This window comes from Roseiarcus fermentans (genome assembly GCF_003315135.1).
GTDB classification, from domain to species: Bacteria; Pseudomonadota; Alphaproteobacteria; order Rhizobiales; family Beijerinckiaceae; genus Roseiarcus; species Roseiarcus fermentans.
Window position 1 is genome coordinate 1 of the sequence record NZ_QNRK01000014.1, and the last position, 18,549, is coordinate 18,549.

The 18,549-nt window shown below is 68.8% G+C and carries 12 protein-coding genes; 7 read left to right on the top strand and 5 right to left on the bottom strand.

Going from position 1 to position 18,549, the window contains the following annotated elements; all coding sequences use genetic code 11:
- Window positions 1-288: 288 nt before the first annotated feature.
- Window positions 289-1,197 carry an alpha/beta hydrolase gene (locus tag DFR50_RS13550; protein WP_170153207.1) on the bottom strand — a complete coding sequence of 303 codons (909 nt, stop codon included), beginning with the start codon at window positions 1,195-1,197 and terminating at the stop codon, window positions 289-291.
- Between the two features lie 248 nt (window positions 1,198-1,445).
- Window positions 1,446-4,169: a class I poly(R)-hydroxyalkanoic acid synthase gene (phaC, locus tag DFR50_RS33445; protein ID WP_170153208.1), complete on the bottom strand. Its 2,724-nt coding sequence runs from the start codon at window positions 4,167-4,169 to the stop codon at window positions 1,446-1,448.
- A 107-nt stretch (window positions 4,170-4,276) separates the two neighbouring features.
- Here phaC and DFR50_RS13560 point away from each other — a divergent pair, with 107 nt between their 5' ends.
- Both DFR50_RS13560 and DFR50_RS13565 read left to right on the top strand, forming a co-directional pair.
- Window positions 4,277-4,684, top strand: coding sequence for a hypothetical protein (locus tag DFR50_RS13560; RefSeq protein ID WP_113889813.1), 408 nt, complete (start codon window positions 4,277-4,279; stop codon window positions 4,682-4,684).
- A gap of 98 nt (window positions 4,685-4,782) precedes the next feature.
- Window positions 4,783-6,000, top strand: a complete 1,218-nt coding sequence (locus tag DFR50_RS13565; RefSeq protein WP_113889814.1) for an LL-diaminopimelate aminotransferase — start codon at window positions 4,783-4,785, stop codon at window positions 5,998-6,000.
- A gap of 1,120 nt (window positions 6,001-7,120) precedes the next feature.
- On the opposite strand, the gene DFR50_RS13570 is transcribed toward DFR50_RS13565, so the two are convergent.
- Window positions 7,121-8,902, bottom strand: coding sequence for a PHA/PHB synthase family protein (locus DFR50_RS13570; RefSeq protein ID WP_113889815.1), 1,782 nt, complete (start codon window positions 8,900-8,902; stop codon window positions 7,121-7,123).
- A 152-nt stretch (window positions 8,903-9,054) separates the two neighbouring features.
- Window positions 9,055-9,618 (bottom strand): polysaccharide biosynthesis/export family protein, encoded by a 564-nt coding sequence (locus DFR50_RS13575; protein ID WP_425376076.1) that lies wholly within the window; start codon window positions 9,616-9,618, stop codon window positions 9,055-9,057.
- Window positions 9,619-9,783: 165 nt separating this feature from the next.
- Here DFR50_RS13575 and DFR50_RS13580 point away from each other — a divergent pair, with 165 nt between their 5' ends.
- Window positions 9,784-11,775 (top strand): GumC family protein, encoded by a 1,992-nt coding sequence (locus tag DFR50_RS13580; protein WP_113889817.1) that lies wholly within the window; start codon window positions 9,784-9,786, stop codon window positions 11,773-11,775.
- A 53-nt stretch (window positions 11,776-11,828) separates the two neighbouring features.
- Here DFR50_RS13580 and DFR50_RS13585 read toward each other — a convergent pair whose 3' ends face one another.
- Window positions 11,829-13,241, bottom strand: coding sequence for a short-chain fatty acid transporter (locus tag DFR50_RS13585; RefSeq protein WP_113889818.1), 1,413 nt, complete (start codon window positions 13,239-13,241; stop codon window positions 11,829-11,831).
- Window positions 13,242-13,441: 200 nt separating this feature from the next.
- On the opposite strand from DFR50_RS13585, the gene aat reads away from it, so the two are divergent.
- From aat to DFR50_RS13605, 4 genes are read left to right on the top strand one after another with little or no spacing between them, the layout of a single operon-like run.
- Window positions 13,442-14,143, top strand: a complete 702-nt coding sequence (gene aat / locus DFR50_RS13590; RefSeq protein ID WP_113889819.1) for a leucyl/phenylalanyl-tRNA--protein transferase — start codon at window positions 13,442-13,444, stop codon at window positions 14,141-14,143.
- Window positions 14,144-14,158: 15 nt separating this feature from the next.
- On the top strand, window positions 14,159-15,598 hold the full coding sequence (locus DFR50_RS13595; protein ID WP_113889820.1) for a circularly permuted type 2 ATP-grasp protein: 1,440 nt from the start codon (window positions 14,159-14,161) through the stop codon (window positions 15,596-15,598).
- 3 nt (window positions 15,599-15,601) lie between these two features.
- The gene (locus DFR50_RS13600; protein ID WP_113889821.1) at window positions 15,602-16,561 is read left to right on the top strand and encodes an alpha-E domain-containing protein; all 960 of its coding nucleotides are present in this window, start codon (window positions 15,602-15,604) and stop codon (window positions 16,559-16,561) included.
- A gap of 13 nt (window positions 16,562-16,574) precedes the next feature.
- On the top strand, window positions 16,575-17,396 hold the full coding sequence (locus tag DFR50_RS13605) for a transglutaminase family protein (protein ID WP_113889822.1): 822 nt from the start codon (window positions 16,575-16,577) through the stop codon (window positions 17,394-17,396).
- The last annotated feature ends 1,153 nt before the right edge of the window (window positions 17,397-18,549 follow it).

Genomic DNA, 18,549 nt, shown 5'->3' on the forward strand with positions numbered 1-18,549 from the left:
GCCTCCCTGCGGGACGCAAAACGCGGATCATCCCAACCTTCCGGTGGTATCCTTTTCGATGTCGCCGCCGGTCCCCTTTCGGATGTCGTTTGACAACGAGTCGCAGCACGCCGCGCAGGGTCGCTGATCGCTTGGGCTGGACCTTCAAGCCAGGTGAGCAAGGCCGCTTCCGCGTTTGCCGCCGCGCGCGACGGCGGGGCGGCAAAAGCCTTTCGGAACGTCGCCGCGAGCCGCCCGACGGTCGCCCGAAGAACGCCCGCGCCAGTCTCCCGGCGCGGGCGTCGAGGGTCAGGCTGCGGCGGCGTTCAGGCCGAAACGGGCGCGCAGCCAGCCGGCCAGCTTGGCGACCGCGTCATCGGCCTCCGGCGCCGTCCCGGCGAGAAACTGGAACACGTGCTGCTGCTCGGGCCAGACCTCGTAGGTGACGTCCACCCCTGCGGCGCGGGCCGCCTCGGCGAGGCGGGAGGCGTCGTCGAGCAGCGCCTCGTCGCCGCCGACCTGAATGTAGAGCGGGGGCAGACCGGCGAAGTCGGCATAGAGCGGACTGGCGAGCGGATCGCGCCGGGCCGGAGACTCGCCCTTGTCGCCGAGATAGACGGCCGAGAGGTTCGCGGCCAGGTGGCGCTTGACGAAATGGTCACGCTCCTCGTTCTCCGTATTCGACTTGCCGGTCGCGAGCAGGTCGGACCAGGGCGACAGCGGCGCGCTCGCCGACGGCAGCGGCAGCCCACGGTCGCGAAGCGCCAGCAGTGTCGTCACCGCCAGGGCGCCGCCTGCCGAGTCGCCGGTCAGCGCGATGTTGCGGGGCTGGTAGCCCTGGCCGAGCAGCCAGCGGTAAGCCGTCACCGCGTCCTCGACCGGCGCCGGATGCAGATGCTCCGGCGCGCGCCGATAGTCGAGGATGAGGGTCCGGACGCCGGTCGCCTTGGCGATGTGCCCGAACAGCTTTCGGTGGCTGTAGCGCGAGCCCACGACATAGCCGCCGCCGTGGGTGGCCTGGATCACGTGATCGGCCGAGGCGCCCTTCGGGATCGCCCACAGCGCCGGCACGCCGCCGGCGTCCGCCTCGACATAATCGACGTCGCCGGGCTCGCCCGTGACGTCGCCCCAATGTTCGAACAGGCGACGCACCTGGTCGATCGGCCAATCCGGATGGGCCGCCAGGGTCGCCACCCAGCCCTTGTAGAGGTCGGACAATGCTTGGGATTCTGAACTCGCCATGACATCACCGTTTGCGTTCGAGGGCAAGGCGCGCCCTGCATTAGACTACTTACTCTATAAATTTAGTAGACTAATGACCCGATGTCAATCTCCCTTCCGGGGCGGCGACCCCTGCGGCGCGGAAAGGGGAGGGCGCAGTCGGACCCTGGCCGGGCTCACCTGCGGATGGCGGCGGAAAGCCGGTCCGCTCTCGCCGCCGGCCGCCGCGCCGGCGGCGGGTCGCGCTACGACTTCACCTTCACATATTCGCCGGGAGCGTCGCACAGCGGCGTCAGCTTGCCGTCGCCGGGCTTGCGCGCCGGGACCTTTTCCGGCGCCTGCGCCGTCACCCACGCGATCCAGTCCGGCCACCACGACCCGGGGGTCTCGTGCGCCCTCTTCACCCAGTCTTCGAAGCTGCCCTCGACCGGCCCGTTGGTCCAGTACTGGTATTTCGGCTTCTTGCCGGGCGGGTTGACGACGCCGGCGATGTGGCCGGAGCCGGCCATGACGTAGCGGACCGGGCCGCCGAGCGCCTTGGCCCCGTTGAACGCCGAGCGGGCGGGGGCGATGTGGTCCTCCTTGGCGGCGAGTTCGTAGACCGGGATCGTCACCTTCTTGAGGTCCACCGTCTGGCCGCCCATCACCATCCGCCCGTTCGACAGGTCGTTCTGGAAGTAGCAGTTGCGCAGGTAGATGCGGTGGTTCGCGGCCGGCATGCGGGTCGCGTCGGCGTTCCACACCAGAAGGTCGAAGGCCATCGGCTCCTTCCCCTTCAGGTAATTGTTGACGTAGTAGGACCAGATCAGGTCGCTCGGCCGGAGCATGTTGAACGCCTGCGCCATCGCCGCGCCCTCGAGATAGCCGAGCTCGGCCATCTTCTCCTCCGTCTGCCGCAATTGCTCGGCGTCGACGAACACCTTCAGGTCGCCCGCGTCGGTGAAGTCGATCTGGGTGGTGAAGAAGGTCGTGCTGTCGATGCGGTCGTCGCCCACCGCCGCCATGTAGCCGAGCGTCGCCGCCAGCAGCGTGCCGCCGACGCAATAGCCGATCGTCGTCACCTTGCGCTCGCCGGTCGCCTGCTCGATGGCGCCGATCGCGGCGAGGATGCCCTCGTTCATGTAGGCGTCGAAATCCTTGTCGGCGTGGCGGGCGTCCGGATTGACCCAGGAGATGACGAACACCGTCAGGCCCTGCGCCACCGCCCAGCGGACGAACGATTTTTCCGGATTGAGGTCGAGGATGTAGAACTTGTTGATCCAGGGCGGAATGATCAGCAGCGGCCGCCGGTACGCCTCGGGCGTCGACGGCTCGTACTGGATCAGCTCGATCAGGTCGGTGCGGAAGATCACCTTGCCCGGCGTGACCGCCATGTTGACGCCGAGCTCGAAGCCGCGCGCGTCGACCTGGCGCATGCGCAGGTTGCCCTTGCCGGCGGCGATGTCCTCGGCGAGCATCTTGAGGCCGCGCACCAGGTTCTCGCCGCTTTCGGCGAGGGTGGCGCGCAGGAGTTCGGGGTTGGTGCCGATGAAGTTCGAGGGCGAGAGCGCGGCCGACACCTGCTTGAGGTAGAACTGCGCCTTGTGGCGGGCGTGCGGCTCCATGTCGTCGGCGCGCTTGACGAGATCCTCGGCCCAGTCGGTGGTCAGCACATAGGCCTGCTTGAGGAAGTCGAAGAACGGATTGTCCCGCCATTCCGCGTCGGCGAACCGCTTGTCCGGCGACCCCGGCGCGGCGACGGGCTTGGCCGACTGGCCCTGGAAGCGCTGCAGCGTCGCCGCCCAAAGGTCGATGAACTGGGTCGTCAGCGCCGTCTGCGCCTCGATCGCGCGCTTCGGATCGGCCATGTAATATTCGGCGACGTGCCCGAGGGAGCGGATCATCTCGCCGATCTCGTCGGCGACCTTGGTCTTGATCTCGCCGCTCTCGCGCGGGCGCAGGTAGGCGGTGAACGCCTTCATGGCGTGTTCGTAGGCGCTCGCCATGTTGCGCGCGAGCGCCTCGATGTTGGGTACCGGATACTGGAGCCCGAAGCCGAACGACTCGCCGGGACTGCGGGGCCCGGCCACGGCCGGGAGCTTGGCGGATGCCGCCGGCGGCGCTTCCGAGGCCGGAGGAGGCGCGGACACCGGAGTCGGCGCGGCCGCGTCCTCGGCCGCGACCGAAGTCGGCGCGGGGCGCGCCGGTTCTGTGGCCGCCGTCGCTTCGGCCGCGGGGAATTCGCGCCCGCCGTCCGCCTGCAGCAGCGCAGGCGTCGCCTTCGTGGGCGCTGCGTCGTCCGGCCCGGCCGCCCGCGAGGCGAGCTGATCGGCGGCCGCCGGCGCCTCGGACGCGAGAGCCTGTGCGGCTGCGACCGTCGCCGTCGACGCCACGGGGCCCGCTTCGGCCGGCGTCGCCTCGGCCATTCCGGCCGCGCCGAGGTCGGCCGCAGGTTCGTCCCCGCGCCCGGCCTCCGCCTTTCGCGCCCGGATTCCGCGCTTCGACGCCGACTTCGCGGGCGCCGCGTCGTCGGGCGGGGCCGGCCGATCGGCGGCCGGGGCCGCCGCCGCGGGACGCCCGGACCCGGCTTTGCGCTTCGGCTTTGGCTCCGTCGCCGCGGGCGCCCTCGAGGGCGCGGCGATCCTCTTGGCGGACGCCCGTTTCGCGGCCGTTGTGAACGCGGGCCTCGCGGCGGCCGGCGCCGGCGCTTCGGTCGGCGCCGGTTCGGCGACCGGCGTGTTGACCCACTCGTCGAGCGCGTCGGCGCCCGGCCGCGCGCGCGGTTTCCGCGGCGGCGCAGCCTGCGGCGGCGCGCTCACCCATTTCGCCTTGGCGGAGGAAACGCGCGGCTTCGCCTCGGGTGTGGCGGCCGCCGCCGGCTCCCGCGCCAAGGCCTGTCGAGGCTTGATCGCGGCGTCCCGGTTCGAGGCCGAGTCGACGGCGGCCGCCTCCGGGCGCGCGTTCGAAGGCTTGACGCGACGATTTGCCATGGATGAGCGTTCCCTGCTGAGTTGGGGGGAGCCCCCCGTCCCGTTTTCGTCATAATAGGTGAATAGGCCAACATGACGCCATAACGACTTTTGACGGGACGACGAGATTGCGCTTCGGAACGAGCCTGACACAGCTGGCGGCGGCGTTGGCGATCGGATGCGGCGCCTGTTCCGCCGCCTCGGCCCAGCAGGCCGGCAATCCCCTCGACAATCCGCTGAAAAGCGTGATGAAACTGATGGGCTTCGCCACGGACTCGCCGCAGCCGCAGGACTTCGTGGTGAAGGCGCGCCCGCAGACGGAGCCGGACTACATTCCGGTGTTCCAGCCGCCGCCCGAGCCCGCCCGGCCCGTGCTCGAGACCAAGCAACTCGACGCGTTGCGGGGCGACCTCGATTCGGTCGAGAAACGGGCCGCCGCCGCGCGCGCCGCCTTCCCGCCCGCCGCCGCGGCCGGCGCGCAGGCGAAGTCGCAGGCCGTGAAGGCGAAAAGCGCGCCCAGGACTTCCGACCAGTAGTCATGCGTTGCCGCGTGGCCCCTCGCGGTGCTAACAGGACCGATACGGCGAAACGCGCCGGTTGATCGGGACATTCTCCCAAGGACAGACTTTTCGAAATGAGCGACTTTCACCGCGTCCGGCGCCTTCCGCCCTATGTCTTCGAGCAGGTCAACAAGCTCAAGGCCAAGGCCCGGGCCGCCGGCGCCGACATTATCGATCTCGGCATGGGCAACCCGGACCTGCCGGCGCCCAAGCACGTCCTCGACAAGCTGATCGAGACCGTCGGCAAGCCGCGCACCGATCGCTATTCCGCCTCGAAGGGCATCGCCGGCCTGCGTCGGGCGCAGGCCGGCTATTACGGCCGTCGCTTCGGCGTGAGGCTCGATCCCGAGACGCAGGTTGTGGTGACGCTCGGCTCCAAGGAGGGCTTCGCCAACATGGCGCAGGCGATCACCGCGCCGGGCGACGTCGTGCTCGTGCCGAATCCGTCTTATCCGATCCACGCCTTCGGCTTTCTGATGGCGGGCGGCGTCATCCGCTCGGTTCCGGCGGAGCCCACGCCGGACTTCTTCGTCGCGCTCGAACGCGCCATCGTCCACTCGATCCCGAAGCCGATCGCGGTCGTGGTCTGCTACCCGTCGAACCCGACCGCGATGGTCGCCTCGCTCGACTTCTACAAGGACCTGGTCCTGTTCGCCCGCAAGCACGAGATCTTCGTGCTGTCCGACATCGCCTACGCCGAGGTCTACTTCGAGGACGAGCCGCCGCCGTCGATCCTTCAGGCGCCGGGCGCCTTCGACGTCGCGGTGGAATTCTCGTCGCTGTCGAAGACCTTTTCCATGGCCGGCTGGCGCATGGGCTTCGCGGTCGGCAACGAGCGGCTGCTCGCGGCGCTGGCGCGGGTGAAATCCTACCTCGACTACGGCGCCTATACGCCGATCCAGGTCGCGGCGGCGGCGGCGCTGAACGGTCCCGAGGACTGCATCCGCGAGATGCGCGCGACCTACAAGCGCCGACGCGACGTGATGATCGAGAGCTTCGGCGCGGCCGGCTGGACGATCGACAAGCCGAGCGCCTCGATGTTCGCCTGGACGCCGGTGCCGGAAAAGTTCCGCCATCTCGGCTCCCTCGAGTTCTCGAAACTGCTGATCGAAAAGGCCGACGTGGCGGTCGCGCCCGGCATCGGCTTCGGCGAGCACGGCGACGACTACGTCCGCCTGGCGCTGGTCGAGAACGAGCAGCGCATCCGTCAGGCCGCGCGCGGCATCCGCCGCTTCTTCGACACCGCCGACGACACGTTGCACAATGTGGTGAAGCTGAAGCAGCCGGCCTGAGGCGGGCAGGGGCGGTTCCCTCCCGCGGACGCCCCGAAGCCTTCGGGTCTTTGCCGGCCGTCACGCCGGTCCGGCGTAAGTGCGCAGCGGCGGGGGCCCGCCTCGCCGTGCAATCGATCTGTCAGCGCTGTGTCCGGTCCGATCCGACAGCGATGGAACCGGATCGTACAAGCGGGGATCCCTTCCCCGGCAAAGCCGGGGAAGAAGGAAGGACGCCTGGCCGCGGGCGATGCGAAAGCGCCCGTCGCCGGTGCTACGCCTTGATGGCGCGCCAGCTCGTGCCGCCGCCGCTGAAGGTAACCGACTGCTGGCCGGAGCCGATCGCGAGCGAAGAGCCGCCCGCGCCGGCCGTCGCTGTCGAGCCGCCGCCCGCAACCGAGACGGAGACCCCGTTCCGGCCTTCGCGCCCCGTCGTGAGGCGTCGCCGGGACGAGTCCCTTACCGGGCGGCCGGCGCGACCGTCTCGCCTCGCCCTTGGTGATCGAGTTTGCCGGCGCGGCCTCCGGCGACAGCGGCGCGTCGCTCGTTCACGACATTGTCTTGCCGATGCCGAGCTTTTGTTCTATATCTGTTCCAATGCCGAAGCAAGATTTGTGATGGATTTGCGCGTCGCCGGCCTTGCCAGTCGGAGATGGGCGGTTGAGCGGTCTCTTTCGTGGCGCGTCGAAGGGCGGGGTCTGCCGTGGAACGCACGCTGGATCGACGATGCGGATCTGCGCGTGCCGCCCCTCGTTCTCCCGGCGGCGGCGGGACGCCGCCGTTAGCAGGCGCGGCCTGTCCGGCTCCTCGCGAACAACGCGACCTCGGCAGTGACGATCGCCCGGAAATTCCGTCGCAACGGTTTGAAATGCCTCGAAACCGGCTCGAAATCGGCGAGGCGGCCGGCTTGCCCGCCGTCGGCGGGCGACTCGCTTCGGATGTCGCAGAGGCCCTGCAACGGGCGAGGAGTCCCGCTCCAACGCCGTCATGGCCGGCTATGGCAAGCCATCGAGCCTCCTCCGGGACGCTGCGACACCGCGGAACGCGAGGCCCGGCTCGCGGAGCCGTCACAACCGAAGGCGAAGACAAAGGCCGCGCCGGAGGAGGGGACGCGGACCCCGGCCCGCGCCCGCGCTCAGCGCTAGACCGCCCGCACCCGCACGTACGAACCCGGGGCGTCCTCGATCGCCGGCAGCTTGCCCTCGCCGGGCGTGCGCGCCGGGACCCAGCCGCCGGCGTACTGCGTCACCCATTTGTCCCACAGCGGCCACCACGAGCCCTTCTGCGCGGTCGCGGTCGCGAACCACTCGTCGGGGGTCGGGGGCAGCTTGTCGTTGGTCCAGTGGCCGTACTTGCTGCCGGGAGGGCTGATGACCCCGGCCAGATGCCCGGACGCCGCCAGCACGAAGGTGACCGGGCCGCCGTAGATGTGGGTCGCGGCGTAGGTCGACTTCCACGGCGCAAGGTGGTCCTCTCGGCACGACAGCATGAACACCGGCGTCTTGATCAGCCTCAGGTCGATCGGCGTGCCGGCGAGGGTGATGCCGCCCGGCTCCTTCAGGAGGTTCTTCTGATACATGTTGCGCATATAGAACGAGTGCATCACCGCCGGCATGCGGGTCGCGTCGGCGTTCCAGTAGAGCAGGTCGAACGGGGCCGGCTCCTTGCCCAAGAGGTAGTTGTTGACCACGAACGACCAGATCAGGTCGTTCGAGCGCAGCATGTTGAACGACATCGCCATGTCGGAGGCTTCGAGATAGCCGTGCTCGGCCATGCGCTTCTCGACCGAGGAGATCTGCTCGTCGTCGATGAACACCGCCATGTCGCCGACCTCGGTGAAGTCGATCAGCGTGACGAAGTTGGTGGCGCTGACGACGCGGTTGTCGCCCTTGGCCGCCAGATAGGCCATGGTGGCGGCGAGCATGGTGCCGCCGAGGCAGTAGCCGATGGCGTTGAGCTCATGCTCGCCGGTCGCCGCCTCGATCGCGTCGAACGCCGCGATCAGACCGTGGGTCATGTAATCCTCGAACGTGGTCTGCGCGAGATTTTCGTCCGGATTGGCCCACGAGGGCACGAACACCGTGTGCCCCTGGTCGACCGCCCACTTGATGAATGAGTTCTTCGGCTGCAGGTCGAGCACGTAGAACTTGTTGATCCACGGCATGATAATGAACAGCGGTCGCTTGCGCACCGTCTCCGTCGACGGCGAGTACTGGAGCAACTGCAGCAGGTCGTTCTGGAACACGACCTTGCCCGGGGTCGCGGCGATGGTCTCGCCGAACTGGAAGGCGTCCTTGCCGGTCATGGAGATCTGCAGCCGGCCGTGTCCCTCCTCGAGGTCGGCGAGCACGTGCTCGAGCCCGTGCAGCAGGTTCTGCCCGCCCGACTCCACGGTCGTGGCCAGCACTTCCGGGTTGGTGGCGAGGAAGTTCGAGGGCGACATCGCGTCGACGAACTGGCGGGTGTAGAAGTCCACCTTGCGCGCGGTCTTGGGGTCGAGATCCTTGATCCCGCGCACGGTCGTCAGGAGCGACTTCGACGCGACGAGATAGCTCTCGCGGATGAAGCTGAACACGGCGTTCTCGCTCCAGTCCGGGTGAGCGAAGCGCTTGTCCCTCGGCGGCGGCGGGTCGTCGCTCTTGATCAGCAGCATCCGTTCGGCGGCGTGGCGCCACACCGTCATGCTGTCGTTGAAGAGATCGATCTGCGCCGAGGCGACCGCCGCGGGATCGGTCATCATCTTGGTCAGCAGGTCGAGAAAGGCCCCGCCCAGGGCGCCCGGGTCGTTCAGGCCGACATGGCCGTCGTCCGGCTGCCGCGCGAGATAGTTCAGCATGAGCCTCTGGCTCTGCTCCGCGATGGTCTGGAGCTCCCGGGCGAGGACCATAGGATCCCAAGCGGCTCCACTGCTTTCGACCTTCATGCAGTCCCTCCCTTGCCGTCGGCGCATCGCGCCCCCTGCCGCGCCGGTTCGCCGGAGGCGCCCAGGTCTTGTCGGCCGGCCCAATATACGGTCTCGCCGGCGTACAGTCATCGGTCGATTCGACCAATGCCCGGGACAGGCCGGCGCCGTCGCTAGAACAATCCGGACCCGACAGTGATCGTGTCGCCCGGGCGGACCGGATAGGCGAGCGGAGCGGCGAATGTGGTCGTCCGTCCGTCCACGGTCCGGGTAATGTCGACGCTCGTCTCGAAGGCGCGGGGCGCGAACCCGCCGGCGACTGCGACCGCCTGCTGGACGGTCATTCCGCTGATGAACGGATAGCGCCCGGCCGAGCACACCGCGCCCAGGATGAAAAAAGGCCGGAAATCCTCGACCTCGATCGAGACGCTCGGGTCGCGGATGTAGCCCTGGCGCAGCCGCGCCGCGACCATGCGCTCGAGTTCGGCGGTCGTGAGACCCTGCGCCGGGAGCCGGCCGATCAGGGGCATCGAGACGGCGCCCGAACTGTCAACGTTGTAGCTGTTGGTGAGGTCGTTCTGGCCGAAGACGAGGATGCGCAGGCGATCTCCGCTCGCCAGGCGATAGGGCGCGTTGACGACCGCCTGAGGCGCCGGCGCCTCGGCGCGCTCCTCGCGGGGCGCCGCCGCGCAGCCGGCGAGCGCAGCGGTCGCCAGAATTGCCGCAATGACTCGCAAGAGACTCACCATCCGCGCCGCAGGGGGTTTGCGCTCGGTCCGGTCTATCGGCGTATGGTTAACAAACGGCTGACGCGGGCGCGCTCTTAACCCGGGAGAAACCATGTCGAAAGAGACTGGACGGGAAACTTGCGGGCGCTTCGCGCGCATGAAGGAACAGACGCCATGGCCGGCGAACACGACACCCGCCAAGCAACCCCAGCGGCTCGAGGTTTTCTGCCGGGCGTGCGCCGCCGCTGGAGCTGGATCGCCGCCGCGACGCTGGCGGGCGCTCTCGCCTCGGCGGCGTTCGTCTCCGTCGCGCCGCCGCGCTACACGGCGTCGGCCGTCATCTCTCCCGCCGAGCCGCCGCGGTTTTCGGCCTCGGGCTCCATGACGCCGGAGGACCCGGAGGCGCTGGCGCAGTCGATCGAATCCCTCGACGTCGCCCGCGCGGCGATTGACAGGCTGCAGCTCGCCGTCGATCCCGAGTTCCGCGGCGAGGACGCGCCCGGCCGGTTTCTCTCGCGCCTCGGCGTCACGCCGGCGACCGGATCGCGGGCGATCCGCATCGCGTTCCAGGCGCGCGACCCGGAGCTCGCGGCGCGGGCCGCCAATACGGTCGCGGAACTTGCCGTCCAGTCGCTCGACGAGGCGCGGGCGAGGTCCGTTCGCGCCGTCGAGGCCCGGCTCGGCAAGACGATCGAGGACGCGACGGCCAGGGTCGCGGAGGCGGAGGCGAACGTCGAGGCCGAGCGCCTTCGGACCGCCCCGCCGGCGAACGCGGCGGGGCAGGGGGCCGACGAGACGGAGCTGGAGGCGAAGCTTTCCGCCGCGCGCGCCGCCTCGGCCGCGGCGGCGGGGAAGGCGGCGCAATTGCGCCGGCTCGCGCAGGAAGGGCGTCTCGCCGACCTGCCGCCGTCGCTCGCCGACGACCCCTTGCGGCGCCTGCTCGAGCAGCGCGCCCCGATCCGGGCCGAAATCGCCGACGCGTCGCGGACGCTGCTGCCGCTGCATCCCCGCATGAAGGACCTCGCCGCCGAACTCGCCGCCGTCGACGGCCAGATTCGCGATGCGGTCGAGAGAGAATCGCGCGCGAGCGAAGCGGAGGCGCGCCGGGCGGCGGACGAGGCCGACGCGCTCGAGACTGCGCTCGCCGAGCGATCGAAGGCGGCCGCCGCCGTTTCGGTTGCGCCGACATCGGCGTCGGCGCTGCGCGCGCTCGAACGTGAGGCGCAGACGGCGCGCGAGGCGCTTCAGTCATACCGACAGATGGCTCGCGAGCTGGAATCCCGCGAGGCGGCCGAGGCCGAAGCCGGGACCGCCCGGATCGTCATGCGGGCGGAACCGCCGCGCTCACCGGTTTTCCCGAAGACTGCGTCGACCCTGGCCATCGGGACCGCGGCCGGCTTCGGTCTCGGCAGCCTGGCCGCGTCGCTCGCCGCGCTCGCAGGCGCGCGCCGTCGGTCCGCGCCCACGACGGCGGCGCTCGACCCGACGACGCCGGGCTCCATAGCGGGGGCGCGGCCCGAATCGGGGGCCTCCGCGCCCGTCGATGTCCCGGAGCCTTTCCCGCATGCGGCGCCCGCAGGCGCGCTCGACGACGTTGCGACGCTGGTTGCGACGCTCCGCCGTCTCAAACCGGCCGGGAATCTGGTCGTTCTCGTCGCGGGCGACGAGTCCGGGCGGGCGCTGGCGGTGGCGCTCGAGACGGCGCGCCGGTTCGCCGCAGCGCGCGCGACGGCGTTCATCGATCTGGGACGGACGCAGGAGTGGCTCGCCGACATCCTTCACCGGGACGAGGGCGACGTGCCGGCGATCCCGGGCCTTTCCGATCTCGTCGCCGGGCGCGCCGGCTTCGGCGAGGTGATCCGGCGCGACCTCTCCTCGACCCTGGACGTCGTCCTGGCTGGGGCAAACCCGGGAAGCGGGCCCCTCGGCGATGCGCTGACCGCCTTCGCGGCCTCCTACGGGGCGGTCGTCCTCCACGCGTCCGACTGGCGGAGCGCATGGGCGAGAGAGGCGGCGCGTGCGGCGGACGCGCTCGCCGTGGTCGCGCCCGCGGCGCGCGCCGGGCCGGCGCGGGACCGGGCGGCGTCAGCGCTCATGGAGGACTGCCCGACGGTTCTGGCCTTCGCCGTGCGGGCCGCCCGGACAGCGCCCGAGCCGGTCCTGTGACCGGCCTGGGCGACGGGCGCGCGCGGGGCGGCCAGCCGCCCTCAGGAGAGCCCTTACGGAAGGATCGGCGCGACGTAGGGCAGCGTCAGGCCCAGCGCCCACAGCATGACGAGCACGACGGGGGCGAGGATGATGAGTTGCAGGATCGAGTAGCCAGCCAGATCGCGCGCCTTCACCCCGGTCAGCCCGAGCAGCGGCAGCATCCAGAACGGGTTGATGAAATTCGGCAGCGCCTCGGCGGCGTTGTAGACCAGAACCATCCAGCCGAGGTTGACCTTGAGCTGGTTGGCCGCCTCGAGCACATAGGGCGCCTCGACGATCCATTTTCCCCCGCCCGAGGGCAGGAACAGCCCCAGCACCGCCGAATAGACGCCGATCACGAACGGCAGGGTGTCATGCGTCGAGATCGAGACGAAAAACCTGGCCAGCACGTCGGTCAGACCAGAGCCGACGAGGACGCCGAAAATCCCGGCGTACAGCGGAAACTGCAGCAGCACGCCGCCGGTCATCGGCACGGCCCGCCCGGCCGCGCGCAGATAGGAGCGGGGCGTCCAGTGCAGCAGCATGCCGGCGATCAGGAAGGCGAAATTGTAGTTGTTGAGGTCGACCGCCGCGAGCAGGCCCTTCTCGGCAAACAGGCCGTAGAGATAGATGACCCCGAGGACCACGATCACGAGGGTCAGAATCGGGCTGAACTCGAGCCATTCGCCGGGCGTCTTCGGCTTGTCGACGACGGCTTCCTCATCCTTGTAGGAGAGGCCGGCCATCTCGATGGTCCTGGCGGTGTCGGCGCCGGGGCAGGAAGCGTAGGCGACCCACACCGAGAGCGCCATCAGGACGACGATCATCACGAGGTTCTGCCAGGTGAACAGGGTTTGGGTGAGCGGGATGACGCCGCTGATCTTCAGCAGCGCCGGCGGGATCGACCCCTTGGTGCACATCAGCAGCGCCGCCGAGGACGAGAACCCCAGAGCCCAGACGCTGCCGAGGCCCAGATAGGCCGCCGTGCCGACCGCGCGATAGTCCACCCCCTTGATCCGCTTGCTGACCTCGCGGCTGAGAATCCCAGCGAAGATCAAGCTGAAGCCCCAGCTCAGCAGCGACGAGGCGATGGCGACGAAGGCGACATAGGCGACCGCCCCTCTCGGGGTTCTCGGCACGCGCGCCAGCGCCACCACGAGGCGCTTGACCGGCGGCGCGACCGCGAGGACGTAGCCGCCGATGACGACGAAGCTCATCTGCATGGTGAACGGGATCAGGGTCCAGAACGACTTGCCGAAATCCGTTCCGACCTGCATCGGGGTGCGCCCCATTGCGAGGGCGGCGACGCAGACGATCACCACCGCGATCGCGGCGAAGACGTAGGCGTCGGGAAACCAGCGCTCGCTCCAGTCGGCCAGCGCCGCCCCGACGCGGGCCAGCGGCCCGACGCGTTCGGACCTGGTCCCTCCCTGCCCAGCCGTCATCACGGGTTTCCTTTCACGCTCTTGCGGTCGATGCGCGCGTTCCGTATCGAGCCTGGCGAGGCGTCGAAAGCGTCGCGCGTTGCCGCGAAGGGAAGCCTTCGACGACGTTCGCGTCAACGCGGCGGATTGTCCCGTGAACCATCGCCCACGTGCTCAGTCGCCTTGACGTCCGCCTCGCATCGTCTCACCATCATTGCGCCATGAAATCCGGTCCGCGCAAATTCGAACTGACGGCGGACATCCTCCTCCGGGCCTATTCGATCGGCGTCTTTCCAATGGCCGAGAGCCGGGAGTCGACGGAGCTCTTCTGGGTCGAGCCCCATGAGCGGGGCGTGTTCCCGCTCGATGGCCTCGTCGTCTCCAGGAGCCTCGCCAAGACGGTGCGATCGGGCCGGTTCGAGGTGGTCGCCGACCGCGACTTCTCTGCGGTGATGCGCGCCTGCGCCGAACGCGACAACACCTGGATCAACGACGAAATTCTCAGGCTGTACTGTAGCCTTCACGACGCGGGCCACGCCCATTCGGTCGAGGTCTACCAGAGCGGCGAACTGGTCGGCGGACTTTACGGGGTGAGCCTGCGCAGCGTCTTCTTCGGCGAGAGCATGTTCCATCGCGTCCGCGACGCGTCCAAGGCGGCGCTGGTGCATCTGTTCGCACGGCTGAGGGCGGGCGGCTATCGGCTGCTCGACACGCAGTTCCTGACCGAGCATCTGGCGAGCCTCGGCGCCGTCGCCGTCTCGCGCGAAGATTTCCGACTCATGCTGGCCGAATCGCTTAGAACTGGGGCCGATTTTGGCGCCGTACCCGCCGGGCGGGCGCTGTCGGGCGACGAAGCTCTGTCCCTCGCGTTCGGCATGGAATTTGCTAAGCAGTCGAAAGACGGCGGACGATCCGTCGCGTGAGCAACAGGAAACGGCATGGCGGGGGTTGCAGCGTTTGACGAGATGGGGCGTGAGGGCGAGCCGGCGCGCGCGCTCTATCGCAAGGTGGCGCGCTGGCTTGAGGAGACGCCGGCGGAGCTTTTGGCCTCGCGCCGGGCCCAGGCCGAATACATGTTTCGCCGGATCGGCATCACCTTCGGCGTCTACGGCGACAAGGACGCGGCCGAGCGCCTGATTCCGTTCGACATCGTGCCGCGCCTGATCTCGCGCGCCGAATGGCGGAAGCTCGAGGCCGGCCTGACCCAACGGGTCAAGGCCCTGAACATGTTCCTCACCGACGTCTACGGCGCGCGCAGGATTCTGAACGAGTCGATCATCCCGCCCGAGCTGATCCTGCGCAATCCGTTCTATCGTCCGGAAATGATCGGGAGGCGCGCGCCGCACGACATCTGGGCGCACATCGCCGGAATCGACATCGTCCGCGTGGACGACGAGTCCTTCTACGTGCTCGAGGACAACGCCCGCACGCCCTCGGGGGTCTCCTACATGCTGGAAAATCGCGAGGTGACGATGCGGCTCCTGCCGGACCTGTTCGCCCGGCACAGCGTCGCGCCGGTGGATGATTATCCGGACGAGTTGCTCGCCTGCCTGCGCTCGGTTGCGCCGCGACAGGATCGCAGCGAGGCGACGATCGTTGTCCTCACCCCGGGTCTGTACAATTCGGCTTACTACGAGCATTCGTTCCTCGCCGACAAGCTCGGCGTCGAACTGGTCGAGGGGCGCGACCTGTTCGTCGAGGACGACCAGGTGTTCATGCGCACGACGCTCGGACCGCGAAGGGTCGACGTCATCTACCGGCGCGTCGACGACGACTTTCTCGATCCGCTGGTGTTCAACCCCCAGTCGGTGCTCGGCGTGCCCGGCCTGATCGGCGCCTATTTGGCGGGCAACGTGACCATTGCGAATGCAGTCGGCACCGGAGTGGCCGACGACAAGGCGATCTACAGCTACGTGCCCGACCTGATCCGCTTCTACCTCAGCGAGGAGCCTCTGCTGAAGAACGTGCCGACCTACCGCTGTCGCGAACCCGACGGCCTCAAATATGTGCTGGAGCGGCTCGATCAGCTGGTGGTCAAGGAGGTCAACGGCTCGGGCGGCTACGGGATGCTGGTCGGACCGCACGCGACCCAGGCCCAGCGCGAGCAGTTCGCAGCCAAGATCAAGGCCGATCCTGCCAATTACATCGCCCAGCCGACGCTGGCGCTCTCGACCTGTCCCGCCTCGTTCGATAAGGGGGTCGCGCCGCGACACGTCGATCTTCGCCCGTTCGTTCTGTCCGGCGCGGATTCGGTGCGCATCGTGCCCGGCGGCCTCACCCGCGTCGCGCTGAAGGAAGGCTCGCTCGTGGTCAATTCCAGCCAGGGCGGCGGCACCAAGGACACTTGGATCGTCGACGACATCGAGGACGAGGACTGAACCATGCTCGCCCGCACCGCCGACAACCTGTTCTGGCTCGCCCGCGCGATGGAGCGCGCCGACTACATCGCCCGCACCATCGAGGCGACGCTCAGACTCGAATATCTGCCCAAGACCGAGGGCGAGAAGACCGGCGAATGGGAAGGCGCGCTCAACGCCGCCGGCGCCTACGACAGCTTCATCGAGGCGCATGGCGACCTCGATGAGGAAAACGCGGTCGAATACCTGACCTTCGACCGCAGCAATCCGTCGTCGATCTGCAACTGCCTCGAGAACGCCCGCACCGCGGGCCGCGCCGTGCGCACCGCGCTCACCGCCGAGACCTGGACGGCGATCAACGACGCCTGGCTCGAGCTCAAGCGCTTCGAGGCGAGCCATCGGTTCTCGCGCCCGATGGACCGGGTCGCGCTGACCCGCTTCCTCGACTACGTCAAGAAGGCGTCGCTCGACTTCGACGGCTCCTGCTACCGCACCATGCTGCGCAACGACGCCTACTGGTTCAACCGGCTCGGCATCTTCATCGAACGCGCCGACAACACCGCGCGCCTGCTCGACGTCAAGTATCATCTGCTGCTGCCGTCGACCGAGCAGATCGGCGGCTCGCTCGACTATTTTCAGTGGGTCGCCATCCTGCGCGCCGTGTCGGCGGCGACCGCCTACCACTGGGTCTATCGCGACCGGGTGAAGCCCTGGCTGATCGCCGATCTCCTGATCCTCAAGCGGGCCATGCCGCGATCGCTGATTTCCTGTTACGAGAGCATCGATCGGGCGCTGGACAGTCTCGCGCGCGACGACGGCCGCAGCGGCCTGGCGCAGCGGCACGCCAGGGCGATGCACGCCAGACTGGAGCGCGCCAGCATGACCCAGATCTTCCAGGGCGGGCTGCACGAGTTCATCACGGCGTTCATCGAGGACAACGCCCGTCTGTCGAGCACGATTTCCGAGCAATATCTCTTCACCTGAGCGGGGGCATGGATTGCGGATCCGGATTTCGCACGAGACGACCCATCGCTATGCGCCGCCGGCGCGGATGCTGATCCAGAACCTGCGGCTGACGCCGCACGGGTTCGACAGTCAGTATCTGCTGTTCTGGCGGGTCGCCCTCGACATCGACAGCGCGATCAAGACCTCGGAGGACGCGCACGGCAACGTCGTCAGCACGTTCTCCCACCACGGCGCGCCCATCGAGCGCCTGACGGTGACGGCGCGCGGCGAAGTCGAGACGAGCGACTCGGCCGGCGTGATTCGCGGGACGGCCGAGCGGCTGCCGACCGACATGTACCTGCGAGACAGTCCTCTGGCGCACGTCAACGGGGCGTTGCGCGCCTTCGCCATCGAGTCGGCCGGCGGCGCGCAGGACCCGCTCGACGCCCTGCACAGGTTGATGGCCGAACTGCACCGGGTGATGAGCTTCGACCCCTATCAGACTGACGATCCGGATTCGGCTGCTGAAGCCTTCGCGCTCAGGCGGGGTCGGGCGCGCGACTTCGCCAACATTTTCATCGCCTGCGCCCGCGCCCTCGGCGCCCCGGCCCGCTTCGTCACCGGCTATCGCGCCTTCGAGGAGCCTGACGGGGAGGCCGGCGCGCACGCCTGGGCGGAGGCCCACGTGCCCCGGCTCGGCTGGGTGGCCTTCGATCCGACCGTCTGCATCTGCGCCGATCCCGGCTACGTCCGCGTCGTGGTCGGCTTCGACGCGCGCGACGCGAGTTTCGCCAGCGCCGCTCACGGAATGAGCGACGACACGATCGAAAGCGTGATCAGGGTCGAGCAGGCTCGGTTCCAGACGCAATCCTGAGCGCGCGTGATCGAGGGGACGCGACCCGCGGCGGGCCGGTTTTGAGCGTTGTCAAAGCCTTGCGCGGAATTCTCCGGGCGGCGGTAACTCCCAAGGTGGACGCCGAAGAACGCCGTCATCGCGAGCGAAGCGCGGCGATCCAGGGGCCGCTGGGCTACTGTTGCAGCTCGTGGACCGCCAGGCCGTCCTTCGGGCTTCGTTGCGAGCAGAAGACGGAGCAATTCTTGCAAAATGCACGCAAACAGCGTCGTGGATTGCGTCGTCCCCCGGGCTCTTCGACCCGGGGGTTGCTCCTCGCAATGACGGGGTTGGGAGTTACAAGAGTGACGTAACTCCCAACCCCGTCATTGCGAGGAGCAAAGCGACGAAGCAACCCATGCCGCCGCTTGCCTCCTGCGGAAGAAATTGCTCGCAAGGAAGGGCGGCGGGACGACCAGAGGGCGCGACAGCGGCCCAGCGGCCCTGGATCGCTTCGCTTCGCTCGCGATGACGGCGCTGTTGGCCACCGGCTTGGGAGTTACGGGCGGCGGTAACTCCCGAGGCGGCGCCGCCCTCTCCCTTGGGGAGAGGACAGCCGGGCGAAGCCCGGCAGGATGAGGGCTCGGAACGCCGACCGTCGGCGTGGCGCACCCTCACCTGGCCGCTTCGCGGCCTGTCCTCTCCCTGAGGGAGAGGGGTTTGCCCACTTCCTCCCCCCGGCTTGGCTGTTACCCATTGTCCCGCTCGGCCGGCGCCGCCGGAATCCCGTGTCCGCGCCAATCGGATTCTTTCGAAGTTTCAAACAGCGTCGAGGGCGCGCTCTCGGCCGCGTCGAACCGGTAGCGTTCCGTAAAACAGAATATAGATAGCATAGGCTCGTGCAAAAGAAAAGAACTTTCGACCCGTTCACCGCGTCGCATTCCGGGCCGGCGGTCCTCCCGGCGGTCCTGGCCCGGGGCGGCGCCAGTGGGCGCGGACCGCCAGCTCGACGGGACGGCGCAACCGGCGGGAAGGCGGTCGGGGACGGTGACAGGCGTTGCGTCCATCGGCTAAGGAACGTCGCGTGCGACTCGGGCCAGCGGCCGTCGAGACGCGCCGCTTTCACAATCGGAGGTCTGCCCGATGACGACACGGCTCCCCGCTTTCGGCGTCTCTGTCGGCTGCGCCGGGACTC